General features: G+C 43.7%; 11 protein-coding genes. 6 read left to right on the plus strand and 5 right to left on the minus strand.

The annotated features are described in order from the left end of the window. Positions 1-94: 94 nt before the first annotated feature. Positions 95-358: a Flp family type IVb pilin gene (locus YWE_RS28375; protein ID WP_036016906.1), complete on the minus strand. Its 264-nt coding sequence runs from the start codon at positions 356-358 to the stop codon at positions 95-97. 200 nt (positions 359-558) lie between these two features. On the opposite strand from YWE_RS28375, the gene YWE_RS30805 reads away from it, so the two are divergent. Beyond that, positions 559-726, plus strand: a complete 168-nt coding sequence (locus YWE_RS30805; RefSeq protein WP_154661458.1) for a hypothetical protein — start codon at positions 559-561, stop codon at positions 724-726. A 99-nt stretch (positions 727-825) separates the two neighbouring features. Here the strand turns inward: YWE_RS30805 and YWE_RS0122115 are convergent, their stop codons facing one another. Beyond that, entirely contained in the window at positions 826-2,175 is a 1,350-nt protein-coding gene (locus YWE_RS0122115) for a GntR family transcriptional regulator (protein ID WP_029096418.1), read from the minus strand. A 1,016-nt stretch (positions 2,176-3,191) separates the two neighbouring features. Here YWE_RS0122115 and YWE_RS0122120 point away from each other — a divergent pair. From YWE_RS0122120 to YWE_RS0122135, 4 genes are all read left to right on the plus strand, one after another. Beyond that, positions 3,192-3,710 carry a TadE/TadG family type IV pilus assembly protein gene (locus YWE_RS0122120; protein ID WP_029096419.1) on the plus strand — a complete coding sequence of 173 codons (519 nt, stop codon included), beginning with the start codon at positions 3,192-3,194 and terminating at the stop codon, positions 3,708-3,710. Between the two features lie 14 nt (positions 3,711-3,724). Continuing rightward, positions 3,725-4,330 carry a tight adherence pilus pseudopilin TadF gene (gene tadF / locus YWE_RS29245; RefSeq protein WP_051323521.1) on the plus strand — a complete coding sequence of 202 codons (606 nt, stop codon included), beginning with the start codon at positions 3,725-3,727 and terminating at the stop codon, positions 4,328-4,330. A 112-nt stretch (positions 4,331-4,442) separates the two neighbouring features. Continuing rightward, positions 4,443-6,242, plus strand: coding sequence for an RCC1 domain-containing protein (locus YWE_RS0122130; RefSeq protein WP_029096420.1), 1,800 nt, complete (start codon positions 4,443-4,445; stop codon positions 6,240-6,242). A 138-nt stretch (positions 6,243-6,380) separates the two neighbouring features. Next, the gene (locus YWE_RS0122135) at positions 6,381-8,069 is read left to right on the plus strand and encodes an RCC1 domain-containing protein (RefSeq protein WP_029096421.1); all 1,689 of its coding nucleotides are present in this window, start codon (positions 6,381-6,383) and stop codon (positions 8,067-8,069) included. A 138-nt stretch (positions 8,070-8,207) separates the two neighbouring features. On the opposite strand, the gene YWE_RS0122140 is transcribed toward YWE_RS0122135, so the two are convergent. The 3 genes from YWE_RS0122140 to YWE_RS0122150 all read right to left on the minus strand — a co-directional run bounded on the left by YWE_RS0122140 (position 8,208) and on the right by YWE_RS0122150 (position 12,307). Next, positions 8,208-9,980, minus strand: a complete 1,773-nt coding sequence (locus YWE_RS0122140; protein ID WP_029096422.1) for a SmdB family multidrug efflux ABC transporter permease/ATP-binding protein — start codon at positions 9,978-9,980, stop codon at positions 8,208-8,210. Between the two features lies 1 nt (position 9,981). After that, positions 9,982-11,721 (minus strand): SmdA family multidrug ABC transporter permease/ATP-binding protein, encoded by a 1,740-nt coding sequence (locus YWE_RS0122145; protein ID WP_029096423.1) that lies wholly within the window; start codon positions 11,719-11,721, stop codon positions 9,982-9,984. A gap of 124 nt (positions 11,722-11,845) precedes the next feature. Beyond that, complete coding sequence (locus YWE_RS0122150; protein WP_029096424.1) at positions 11,846-12,307, minus strand: Lrp/AsnC family transcriptional regulator; 462 nt, start codon at positions 12,305-12,307, stop codon at positions 11,846-11,848. 123 nt (positions 12,308-12,430) lie between these two features. On the opposite strand from YWE_RS0122150, the gene YWE_RS0122155 reads away from it, so the two are divergent. Further along, positions 12,431-13,471: a PLP-dependent cysteine synthase family protein gene (locus tag YWE_RS0122155; RefSeq protein WP_029096425.1), complete on the plus strand. Its 1,041-nt coding sequence runs from the start codon at positions 12,431-12,433 to the stop codon at positions 13,469-13,471. The last annotated feature ends 5 nt before the right edge of the window (positions 13,472-13,476 follow it).

Raw genomic sequence — 13,476 nt, forward strand, 5'->3', positions numbered from 1 at the left:
TAGCATAGCTATTTATTTCTTATTATTTTTCGCTATACATACCTAAGATCTCTGCTGGTAATTAACCAGCAGAGATAACAGCTAACTGCCTAACTTACGCAGGGAAAGCTGAGATAGATTTATCTAAGCTATCTTTAATTTTACCAAAGGCTTCAATAATCTTACCTAAGAAGTTATCACCTGAAGTACCATCACCCAGAACGATATACAGCATTGCAGAAACAGCAACGGCAATCATTGAATATTCAATTGCGGTAACGCCGTTCTCATTAGCCATCAGCTCTTTAAATTTTTGTTGAGTTTTAACAGCAACAAATACAGAACCGCCTAATACTGCGTTAGAAATTTTACCAAACATTATCTATTCCCTTATATGATATATAAATCAAACAATTTCATCTATCCAGCCAGTATCCAACATTTTAAAGTAGTGAATATTATTGACTGGATAACTTATCACCGGCGCAATACCAGTAATACGGAGCATTATATTTTCACAATAATATTTATGTAGCACCAAAGGGATAAATTTCATGACATCAAACAGAAATAAAAACCATGAACAAAAAAATAAAAAATAACCAAGACAAAATAAAAAATACTTTTCACACAGCCATCATTGAAATAAAAAACACCATAAGACAACGCATTAAAAGCATAAATATAAAAACAAACATCAATAAAACAGCCAGAGCAGGGGTTAATCAGATGATATTAGTGATATGAAAATTTTTTCATATCCTATAAATAGGAACGACAAAAACCATTTATAAGTTGAACTATAAATGGTTAATAAGGAATACGTTTGTATTCAATAAAATAAAACTATCTATTCAAAGCCAGCTGCTGATTAATTCGACCAATCTCATCAAGGCTAAGTGATGCAAACGGGTAAATGACCCGATTCTTAAACTCAGGATAATCAGTACAATTACAGCGATCTGAAATCAGCGTTATCTTATTTAGAATCTCACTGTTTTTCAGCAACCCGACATCCTGCATATTAAATGAAAAATAGGTCGACCGTGGTTCACCCCACACGTCAGGATCGTCAAATGCCCGATTAACCCCTTCTATGGCCAACTGATACTTTTCCCTTCTTTTTTGTGCAAGATTGGCAATATCCCTGATAATTCTATTTGAACCCAGATAGTCTGAAATCAGTTTAGAAAACATCACTGAAGATTCATTATTAACGATGTTTTCAATATCCTGTACCTTGTCCAGTAAAGCCTCCGGAAAGACCCCAATACCAACACTGGTTTCACTACCAAGAATAAGCCCCAGAGAAGTCACATAAATCAGGCGATCATTCTGGCCATTAAGGTAAATCGGACTGGTGATTTTTTTGCCTAAATTCATGATAGCCCAGGAGTCATCCTCAATCAGCCAAGCGTCGTTTTTTAAACACCACTCGGTCAAATAAGCTCGCCGTTCCTGATTTAAGATTCCACCGGTAGGAAACTGGTAAGATGGCGTCACATAAATACAATCAACCGGTTCATTAGGCAGTTGGTCAACCATCAGGCCGTTGCTGTCTACAGGAACAAGCTTGATATCGAAGTTGAACGAATTAAATATTTCATAGATCAATTGATTACAAGGAAACTCTAGCACTACGCAAGGATTTGGATTGTGATTTTTAATCGCTAAAGCGATTGAAAATACCAGCGATGTCGCACTTTTGGATACGACGGTATTGCTGAATTTCATTTTCATACCCCGCAGAGAGAGTACGGTATTGATGATATTCTCTTTCAAATCAAAATGTTCAGCGTCAGCCGTTTTATTCAAATGCAGGTCAAGAAAGTATTTCTTCATAAAGGCCCCGGGAATATTAGTATCATCTACATATTCCAACAGTCCTTTACCATCATTGGGTCTTTGATTGTTATCAATAAAGAGTACATCCTTCGCCTTTTCGTGTAGCTCACGATCAAAAATAGCGGCAACAAAAAAACCGCTTCTCTCTTTACTTTGAACAACCCCAAGACTGGCTAGTTTTTCATAAGCACCGATAACAGAACTGCGTGATATTGAGAAGTGATCGCTCATAGACCTTATTGAGGGAAGGTAGTCACCAAATTTCAATTCGCCCTGATTGATTAAATCAATAATATTGGTAACCAGTTGGTTTTGTATATTTCCTTTTCTATCAATCCGTAATAACAACATGATTAACTCCGTTAAAATATTCCATAATTAAATTCCCAATGATAACAAGTGCTTTACTATTTGATTACAACTTGTACTTCTGTCGAAAAAAACATAAAAAAAACATAACGATATAAATAATGCATTGATATCTTTATCTGACGTTTATTTCAATGACTATATGAAAGAGTTATTTACACCAATAGAGACATGATAAGAACACTAAATTGATAACTGATTCACAACTACTTAAAATCATTAAAATAATTTATTAAATCATCACAATCTTGTTCGTTTTATTTTATTAGAGAATAATAGATAAAATCGATCAATCTCTTTAAATATCATAGCGAAAAACTATATTACATTAAATTTTTAGCATAAATCCGCACCACTTTACATAAATCAATATCCAAAGACAACACATTACAATGGACGGAAAGGTACTAACAATAAAATATTACAGGTACAAAAAAAATGTCAACTCATTGAAAATGGTGACAAAAAAACACAAAAAACCAATACAAAAAAATAAATGATAATTAATAATCAGAGAAAAAAAGTTAATACATAACAAACAAAAAACATTGTATAGGCTCATCGATAACGGTCAATCAAAAAAATAAAAAATTCATAACAAAATATATATATTTATAGCGACAGCACGCAACACCATGAAAAAAATATCATTTTATTTAAAACCGATAACGGTTGTGATTAATAGTCAAATAATGTTTAAAAATAGATATTGAAACCATATTGATATTGAAGTTATATTACCCAAAATCTATCAATCCTTATTGTTAACTGACCAAAAATAGAATAACAAATAACCAACAAATGCGTGTTGACTTCATTTCAAAACTAAAGAATTATTTTAGATACTTGTTTTAAGATGTGATTATCAGCATAAAATAAACTTCATCTGGTGAGTTCTAACGCTTAAGAAAATCCTCATAAGCGATAACTTTATTGATGAGGAAAATAACTCATAACATTATAAATATAATAATAAAACAGGCTATTAGGGACATTCAATGAGTACCAACACAGGACGTTTCAATCGGTTAATAAAGCTGGGTTCTTCTTTCAATAATGAATCCGGGGCGACAACCCTTGAGTTTACTTTTTTCATTACCTCTTTTCTTATCATCCTGTTCTTCTTTATCGAACTGTGCCGCGTCATTTTTATTTCAGCGGCGCTGGATCTCGCCGTTGCGCAGTCAGGCAGAGCAGCCTCCTTTGACAGCAATGCCGCAGTGAATTACACCGCGGTATTTAAAAAGAGCTTGGCTGAAAATAGTCGACTCTGGCCATTTCTTGGCAACGATGATGATATTGAGATAAAACCCGTCAAGTATTGTCTGGACGTTCAACAACTGATTGATGACACCTGCAGCTCAACGCAGTCACCTTCTGGCTCTGTATTAGCTATTTATAGCATTCAATATGCCTACAGCCCCGTTTTGGCTAAATTACTCCTGATGAATAACTTCAATAACAGCATGTTAAAGCGTGAAGTTATTTATGTTCAGCAATACGAATTAGTTCAATGAGGATGGACACGGACATGTTTAAGAAGGGAATCAACACCTTAAAAAGCGACAGTGGTGCCGTGACTCTTGAAGCCGCCGGCGTTTTTGTCTGCATGATAATGCTGATCTTTTTCGTTTTTGACCTAAGTAAACTGATCTTGAATAAAGGAAAAGTTGAACGAGTCGCCCACTCTATAGCCTCTATTGTTCGGGAAAGAACATATCTGTACAACAGTCAAAATCTGCTTACCCGCCAAGACGTTGAGGATATGGCCGATGTAGCTAAAAGGCTATTGGGGGATACCTTTCCGGGAAAAAATGTCGCCATTCAAATTGAAACGCTCTATTTCGATAACGCCAATAAAAACAGCGCCACTATCGATGACACTATGAGCGTGTCCTATTCCACATTATTTAGCTCCGTTAGCTCATGCAAAGCTGCCGGTAATACGCTTAAAAATACACCTGAGCTGAAAAACATGACCTTTTGGAGTGAACGTTCATCCTGGGGCTGGGTGCCTGTTTATCGGGTCACTGTCTGCGTTGAACGAGATGACTTCAGCGGCTTTTCTCGTTTTGTAGGGCAAATGATTAATATGCCGGCAAGCATAACTATCTCCAACGTGGTCATGCCTCGCTAAGGGCTCCGTTTTACCTAACTTATAACAAGTTGGCCGGCGAGCGATCTCACCGGCCAAAGAATACTCCGCAAACACGGGATTATGCGGTCACCGGCAATAAGGAAGCAGAATTATGTCCGACATCAGAATAATAAAGCTCTTCAGAGCATTTATTAAAAATGACAGCGGAGCATTCGCTATTATGTATGCCCTGCTACTTCCGGTTTTGGCCCTACTACTGGCGCTGACTATCGATGGTAGTAATCTATTATCTAAACAGGCTCGGCTATCAGACGTAGTGACTGAAAGTTTGGTTAGCAATAGTACCCACAGCTACAGCGATGAAACCCGGAGTAACCAAACGTTAGGGTCCAGTCTGAAATATCACTTCCCTCAGGATCAGGTAACTAAAAAAACGGTCAAAATTGATATACAGCGTTCGTCCGGCAACACGGTGACTTATAAACAAATTGCAGCCGCTATTATTAAAGTCCGAACCTTTCTTCCGCTGACTAAATCTGGCTTTAAGGATTTTGAAGAGGTGGCCTATGTCAGTCCTAAATACAACCAAACCTCGCATAATCTGGGCATTAAAATGACGCATCAAACGTCATTGGATATGACCGGCGTCGGTATGGATGAAGACGGTGGCATTTGGGTGTGGGGTTGGCGTAGAACCGGCCAGCAGGGAAATGGGACCGTTTCTGTAGGTGATAACGTAGCCCCTACTCGGGTACAAATTCCTCCGGGTCAGCCGAATAATCAAGTTAAAAATATTAAATATGCCGGCGGTTACGCCAGTATATTAGCCCTCGATGAAAACGGTGACGTTTGGGGATGGGGCCAAGATCTCTACGGTGAACTCGGCTCTGCCGTTTGCAATGGCAGCAGGGTGACCTATAACCCAACGCCGTGTAAAGCCTTTAGCGGCGTTGCTGATATCACCATGGGCGAGTATGCGACGCTTATGCTCAGGAAAGACGGTACCCTATGGTATATGGGAGAATGTCGGTATGCCCAGTGCGGCAATGGCAGCAACCCTACCTATGTCCTGAGACCAACCGAAGTGAGTCTGACTTCCAGAAATAAGAATGATGGCCAAATAGAAAAGGAAACTGTTGTTCTGATCGGCAGTGCCTACGAAGGTAGCCTGGCGGTTACCAAAAATAAAGACGGGGTGTACAGCGTATGGGGATGGGGAGATAACGAAGGCTGTGGCCTCGGTACCGCCCAATCTCATGCGGGAGGCGGCTCACTTATTCCGATGGAAACGGCTAAAAACGGTACCCAATCGCAGTGCCATTACTTTTGGCAAGATTATAGAGGTAGAACCAAAACCCCTTACAAGATCCCACGCCTTGAGAAGTATGCCAAGGATATCGTCTATATTGCCGGCGGCAACGGTTGGTCTGAAGCGTTACTCAAAGATGGTACGGTTATCGGTTGGGGAACCCATGCCCACTTAGGTCAGGGCTGGACCTATGGTGATGCCCCCCATGAACCCGCAACCAACCTTGATGTCGATGAGCCTATTGTCATCATGAAAAATGTCAGAGAGCTGCAGGCACGCTATATAGGCAGCGCTGCTCTCACTAATGACAATAAGCTGTATACATGGGGGGGTATCGAACTCTATCAAGTTTATGGTCGATATGTAACCCACCGGGCTGATAACGTTAAATCTATGTCTACCGGTAAAGAATTTATGTTTTATACCGATATGAATGATGAAAGCTACGGCGTGGGCTATTTCATCCACGATAAATTTTTACTCGGTTCTGAAACAGCCTACCACAGCCACCCGCTCAACGGTTCAAGGCCCGGCAATCCGGGCAATATCTACACCATAAACTGGCCGGGAATCAAAATGGATTTCGGTAAGTTTAATCTCAATACCGGCGGTGGAGATCCTAAGCCAACGCCAGAAAAATAATCCTTTCAAACACTCTGGCAAATCTTTTGTCAGAGTGTTTTTTTAACATAAATAATAAGGAATATTATTGTGTTCCTCTGCAGTATAATTAAAAAAATCATAGCATTAACCCGAAGTTCCACAGGGTCATTTTCCATTATGTATGCCCTGTTATTACCGCTACTGGTGGCTTTTCTCTCCTTATCCATCGACAGCAGCAATCTGTTGGCTAAACAGGCTCGCCTGGCTGATATTGTCACCGAAAGTCTGGTCAGTACCGGCACACATAGCTACACCAGTGAATACCAAAGTAAAAAGGTACTGGATGCCAGTCTTGCCCACTCGTTTCCCGATGATGAAACCCTTATCAGCGCGATTAAAATCGAAATTACCCAACAGAACTCAGGTAAAACCCACTATCAGCAGTTGGCTGCCGCTCAAATTGATACTCAGGTTTTTCTGCCGTTAACTAAACTGGGCTTTAGTGACAAACAAAAAATCAGTTATTTAAGTCCTGAATATAGCCAGACCTCGTCCGGCAAAGGCATTCTGATGAATCACCAAACAACGTTGGATATGACCGGTATCGGTATGGACCACGATGGCGGGATCTGGATGTGGGGATTTCGTGGCACCGGGCAACAGGGTAACGGTGTTACCAATGTTACCGACAGCCAGCCACCTCAAAAAGTGATGATTCCCCCTAACGATCCGCTCAATCAGGTTAAAAATATTAAGTATGCCGGCGGTTATGCCAATCTGATTACGCTGGACAGCAACGGCGACGCATGGGCGTGGGGGCAGGATTTGTACGGCGAAGCCGGTTCCGCAGTATGTAAAGGCCAGAACCGTAACCCCAACCCAACGCCATGTAAGGTATTAAGTAACGTTGCAGATATCTCTAGCGGTGAATATGTCACTACGTTGTTGAAAAAAGACGGAACCTTGTGGTTTATGGGCCAATGCCTGTATAGCCAATGCGGCGATCCGACCAATCGCCGCTCTCGTTGGGTACCTGAGCAAATCAACCTTGATGGCGAAAGAGTAACTCTTATTGGCAGCGCCTATGAAGGGACTTTTGCCATCACCGTCGATAATAAAGGCAAGTATTCCGTTTGGGGGTTTGGTGATAATGAAGGATGCGGCTTAGGTTTTACGCAAACTAACGTTTCTGGCCAGACCGATATCAACGGTAAGTTTTCACAATGTCGCTACCCTACTCAAGACTATAACGGGCTATCACGCTCTCCGCGTCGTATTACCGGGTTAGATAAGTACGCAGATCAAATCGTGTATATCGGTGGGGGTGACGGCTGGGGTGAAGCCCTGCTGGAAGATGGCACGGTAATTGGCTGGGGAGCCCACGTCCATCTGGGCCAGGGTTATACCTACCCGCCGGCCATTACAACGCCTTATACCAATCTTGAGGTTGAAGAGCCTATTGTTATCATGCATAACGTTCGCACCCTTCATGCCCGATACGTTGGCAGTGCTGCTATTACCAATGATAACAAGCTCTATACCTGGGGTGGCCTGGAGATTTATCAAATCTATGGTCGAAATGTGACTCATCGGGCTGACAACGTCTATTCAATTTCAACCGGAAAAGAGTTTATGTTTTACACCGACTTAGATTTTAACAGCTACGGCGTCGGTTATCATACCCGAGATAAATTCCTGCTGGGAAATCGCCAAAATTATCTTAATCATCCGCTAAATGGCCTTAACCCCGGCCAGCCGGGCAATGAAAACGCGATCAACTGGCCGGGAATTGAGATGAATTTTGCCCAGTTTGATATCGATATTGGTAATGGAAAAGATCCTAAACCGATGCCGGTTCTTCATTAAGTCAACAACCGGGATCGGTCTTGATAGGGTTTACACCTTAACCAGCCAGCAACTATCTTGGTCCGCTTAAGGATTATCGCCACCAGCGGACCAAGCGTTAGCCACAGAATCAGTTTTTGATATTTGACAGGCAGTCGGCTACGACTGGTACTCCAACTCTGTAGCAGCCAGCTGTAACTGATGCATCTGATAATATCGGCCTTTGGCTGCCAGCAGCTGTTGATGAGTTCCCCTCTCAACAATCTGGCCACGGTTAAGCACTACGATCTGGTCAGCATCGACAATTGTCGACAGTCGGTGAGCGATCACCACTAAGGTAGTTTTATGACGAATTGCGCTGAGTGCGCGATGGATTGCCTGCTCAGTACCCGAATCGATATTGGCAGTTGCCTCATCCAAAATCAGAATTTCAGGCGTTTGTACCAATACTCTGGCTAACGCCAGTAACTGTTTCTGACCAACGGATAGGTTATTTCCTTGCTCACCCAGAATACTCTCCATTCCCTTTGGCATTAAATTAACCAGCGTATCCAACTGAGAAATTCTCAAGGCTTCAGTCACCCGTTGATCGCTGATATCCCGCCCTAAGGCAACGTTGGCATAAACGGTATCAGCCAGAACCACCGGATCCTGCTGGACCATAGCAATACCGGAACGTAGAGTTTCGTGACTGAGGGAATTTAATGGCCGGTCATCTAAATAAATCTCACCGCGACTAAGGGGATAATATCCCATCAATAAATTCGCCAAGGTACTTTTTCCGCTACCGGTATGACCAACCAATGCCACAAAGCTGCGGGAAGGAATCGACAAATTGATATCCTGCAGAACCGGCTTTGAACGGTTATATGAAAAGCTGACGTCACAAATATCAATTTTACCGGATGACAGGGGTCGAGTATCTGCGCCGTATTCTTGTTGGACACCGTCCATCAGTTCAAAAATACGCTCACCGGCAACCACCGCCTGTTGCATCATCGACTGTTGCGATGTCAGTTCGATTAACGGCTCATTCAGCCTGGAGAGATAATTAATAAAGGCATACAGCACGCCCACGCCAATTGAACCTTGCGGACTAAAGCCAAATAACACCAACAGCCCGCTCAGAATAAGAGCAGAGATCAAACTCAATAACGGCCGGAGTAGCAGACTTTCCAGACGCAGCGTTTTTATCCGCATATGGTAGTGAGCCAGGTTTGTCGCACTCAGGCGCTGACCAAACCGAGCCTGTTGGCGGAACTGCTGTAACACCGACATACCGCTGATTGCTTCATTAAATCCGTTATTGATATCGGCCAGTAAACTACGCACCTGGCGAATAATCGGCGTGCTGATACGCTGATAGATGGTCATCAAAACGGCAACAACCGGGAAAATAGTAATTGCGATCAATGCCATACGCCAGTTAAGGCTAAACATGGCTATCAGCATGGCGCTTACCAGTGCAGCACTGCGTAATACGGTGGCTACCACCGTAACGTACAGATCTTTAATCACCTCGGTATCATTGGTTACTTTTGATATTAGTTGCCCTACCGGCTGAGTATCAAAGACTGAGATCGGCTGTTTAAGCGCGGCATCCATAACGTCGCTACGAATAGTCTGTACAACGCCAACCGCGGCACTGTTAAACAGTAATGCCTGGTTATAACGTAAGGTTGCTGCCAGTATCTGAAGCAATAAAAAGACGACCCCCAGCCCGATAACTTTCTCCATCGGCATGGTATTTTTAGCCACCATGGTATCAATAAAATAACTGATAATAACCGGGCCACAGACTTCGGCTGCTGCCGCTAGCCATAGTAATAACGCCGCAATGGTTAACGGCTTGCGGTAGGGTAATCCATAGGTCAGCAGTCGTTTTAACGTTGGCCACAGCTGCTGGAATTTTTGGGGTGTTTTAGGATTCATGTCACTCATCTAAAGCCGCTTCCAGTTGCTGATAACGATACATATTGCGATACCATCCCGACTGCTCTGACAACTGCGCATGTGAGCCTCGCTGGGCTATGCGCCCGTCCTGTAATACCAGAATTTCGTTGGCATTCAGCAGGCCGGAAAGCCGGTGAGCACTGATGATTAGCGTACGCCCTTCTCCCCAGCTGCGAAGATTCTGTAAAATTTGATATTCGGTCTGCCCGTCAACGGCCGACAGAGCATCATCCAGAACTAAAATTTCACAGTCTAGTAATAGCGCTCTGGCAATTGAAATCCGCTGTTTTTGCCCGCCGGATAACATAACGCCCCGCTCTCCGACCTCGGTTTGATATCCCTGAGCCAAATTAAGAATATCTTCATGAACGCAGGCCAAAGCCGCCACCCGCTCAATATCATCCTGAGTCGCGTCCGGTTTACCCAGTGAGATGTTCTCAGCAATGCTGGCAGAAAACAGGAATGGCGTCTGGCTAACCACTGACAAACGGGCACGCCATTCATCCAGTTTTAGCTGTCGAATGGGCAGTGAATGGAAACAAATATCACCGTCAGTCACATCAAACTGACGCTGAACCAAGGCCAGTAAGGTACTTTTACCCGATCCCGTCGGGCCACACAGCCCCAAGGTTTGCCCCGGAGCCAACCTGGCCTGAATATTTTCTAAGGTCGGGGACTCTGCCTGCGGATAAGTAAACTGACCAATATTAAATTCCAGCACTCCGCGCCCGGCAGGAACAGAGAGATCGCCGTCGGCCACTTCCGGTTGTTCCGTTAATAAACTCGAAATCCGGCTATAGGCCGCGCTACCGCGTTCGACGATATTAAACATCCACGCCAGTGCCAGCATCGGCCAGATCATTAAGCCTAAATACATTACAAAGCTGGTCAGTTGGCCTAGCGTCAGTTGGTTATTGACTACCATCCAGCTTCCGCCACCAACGGCCAGCATATTGGCACAGGCAATGGTCAGATAGATGGTCGGATCAAAGCGGGCGTCCACGCGAGCCACTAACATATTCTTGCTGCCGGCATCTTTAGCGACTTCGGCAAACAGGCGAGACTGATAGCGCTCCAGCCCAAAAGCCTTGATCATTCGAATACTGGTTAAGCTTTCCTGAGTGCGATCGTTTAGTGAGGAAAATGCCGCCTGGGCCGTTTTAAAGCGGTTATGCAGCTGTTCGCCAAATCGCTTAATGAAGATGGCCATAATCGGCATGGGTAACAGTGAAAACAGCGTGAGCTCCCAGCTAATCTGAATGCTCATAATGATAAACACCGCACATCCCATCACCAACGAATCGACCAGCGTCAGAACGCCTTCACCGGCGGCAAACACCACCCGGTCAACGTCATTGGTTGCTCTGGCAATCAGATCGCCGGTACGGTGACGTAAATAGAAATTGGGGTGCTGTCGGCTCAATTGATGGTAGAAATTTTCTCTCAGCTTTACCGCTAACATGTAGGACGCGCCAAACAGTAAGATTCGCCATACATAGCGCAGCAGGTAAATAGTCAGCGCGGTGGCAATAATCAGGCCGACCCACATTAACAATGTTCGCCCGCTCATCTGCTCGCGGGTGATGCCATCAACAATAGTTCCGACCAATTTAGGCGGAAGCAGCTGCAACATAGCGATCGCAACCAGCAGTGTTACTGCACCTAAATAGCGTTTCCACTGTAATTTAAAGAACCAGCGCAGTTGAGAAAACAATTTCACATTATTAATCCGATAGTTATGGCAAAAAAATCACCATACTTTATTAAAATTGACGTTAAATCTTATCCGTAGAATATCATTTTCGTCAGGTCTAAATGAAATTATTTCTCATTTAGACTGAAAGTCATTCCGGGATCGGTAAACAGGTTGTGAACTTAATTTCTTCCATAGAAAAGCTGGATGTGACATCGCTTAAACCTGCCACGCCGTTCACCAGCCGTTTATAAAAACTATCGAAGCTTTTCATATCGGTGACCTGAACACGCATCAGATAGTCATACTCCCCGGCCATACGATAGAATGCCATAACCTCCGGCATTTCACTGACCTGATTTACAAAAACCTGATACCACTCACTGCTGTGACACTGAGTTTTAATCAGTACAAATGCCGTCAGATCCAACCCTAACTTTTCCGCATCCAGTAACGCAACCTTATTGCGAATATAGCCGTCATCTTCCAGCTTTTTTAGCCGTTTCCAGCAGGGCGTTGAGGTTAAATTGACTTCATCAGCCAGTGCCTGAAGGGACAACGTGCAGTCCTGTTGTAACAAACTCAGCAATTTACGGTCAGTTTTATCTAGCATATGAACACCAGGGAGAAAATATTTCTCCTATTTAGCGATTCAGCAACAAAAATAGCAATAACTTTTTCTCTAATAGTCGGTAATCTATTAACACTGAATGTCATACCGCTATGGGAAAAAATTATGTCACGTCATTGGGTAAAACAAGCTATCAGTGAAATTGAAGCCGACTTCCAACGTTCGGCCGACACTCACTTAATTCGCGTTTGTCTGCCACAGTTTCCCGGTATTTATCTTTATCTCAAAGATGAAAGCACACACCCGACCGGTAGCTTAAAACACCGCCTGGCCCGTTCACTGTTTTTATACGGCCTGTCGAACGGTTGGATTCAAAAAGATACCACTATTATAGAATCATCTTCAGGGAGTACCGCTGTTTCTGAGGCTTATTTTGCCCGCCTGCTCGGATTACCCTTTGTCGCCGTGATGCCAAGCTGTACCGCCAAGCGCAAAGTGGAGCAAATTGAATTTTACGGTGGCCGCTGCCACTTTGTTGATCATGCGGCCCAAATCTATCAGGCATCAGAACAGTTGGCTAAAGAACTTAATGGCCACTATATGGATCAGTTCACCTATGCAGAGCGGGCTACCGACTGGCGCGGCAACAACAATATTGCAGACAGTATTTTCCGCCAAATGGAACGTGAGCCAACCCCGACGCCTAATTATATTGTGATGAGTGCGGGAACCGGCGGCACATCGGCCACGCTGGGCCGCTATATTCGCTATCAGGGCTATGATACTGAACTGGTGGTGGTTGATCCTGAAAACTCAGTATTCTATGACTATTACCACTCTGGCGATAAAACACAAACCGGACACTGCGGTAGCCGTATTGAAGGCATCGGCCGCCCGCGCGTAGAGCCGTCATTTATTCCCAAAGTTATTGATGAAATGATTCGCGTACCTGATGCCGCCAGCATTGCGACCATCCAGTGGCTGGAAACTATTCTTGGCCGTAAAACAGGCGCATCAACCGGAACCAACGTATGGGGTGCTCTACAGTTAGCAAAACGCATGCGTGACCGTGGCGAAACGGGTTCAATTGTGACGCTACTGTGCGACAGCGGGGAGCGCTATCTGGACACTTATTACAACGCTGATTGGGTTAAAACCAATATTGGTGATGTGACTCAGTATCGGGAAATGCTAGACAATCTCTGACAGCG

It is taken from the genome of Budvicia aquatica DSM 5075 = ATCC 35567, assembly GCF_000427805.1.
Taxonomy (GTDB): domain Bacteria; phylum Pseudomonadota; class Gammaproteobacteria; order Enterobacterales; family Enterobacteriaceae; genus Budvicia; species Budvicia aquatica.

Coding starts and splice junctions, on each gene's coding strand:
- YWE_RS28375 (WP_036016906.1), bottom strand. CDS start 358: ATGTTTGGTAAAATTTCTAACGCAGTATTAGGCGGTTCTGTATTTGTT.
- YWE_RS0122115 (WP_029096418.1), bottom strand. CDS start 2,175: ATGTTGTTATTACGGATTGATAGAAAAGGAAATATACAAAACCAACTG.
- YWE_RS30805 (WP_154661458.1), top strand. CDS start 559: ATGAACAAAAAAATAAAAAATAACCAAGACAAAATAAAAAATACTTTT.
- YWE_RS0122150 (WP_029096424.1), bottom strand. CDS start 12,307: ATGCTAGATAAAACTGACCGTAAATTGCTGAGTTTGTTACAACAGGAC.
- tadF (WP_051323521.1), top strand. CDS start 3,725: ATGTTTAAGAAGGGAATCAACACCTTAAAAAGCGACAGTGGTGCCGTG.
- YWE_RS0122155 (WP_029096425.1), top strand. CDS start 12,431: ATGTCACGTCATTGGGTAAAACAAGCTATCAGTGAAATTGAAGCCGAC.
- YWE_RS0122130 (WP_029096420.1), top strand. CDS start 4,443: ATGTCCGACATCAGAATAATAAAGCTCTTCAGAGCATTTATTAAAAAT.
- YWE_RS0122140 (WP_029096422.1), bottom strand. CDS start 9,980: ATGAATCCTAAAACACCCCAAAAATTCCAGCAGCTGTGGCCAACGTTA.
- YWE_RS0122135 (WP_029096421.1), top strand. CDS start 6,381: ATGTATGCCCTGTTATTACCGCTACTGGTGGCTTTTCTCTCCTTATCC.
- YWE_RS0122120 (WP_029096419.1), top strand. CDS start 3,192: ATGAGTACCAACACAGGACGTTTCAATCGGTTAATAAAGCTGGGTTCT.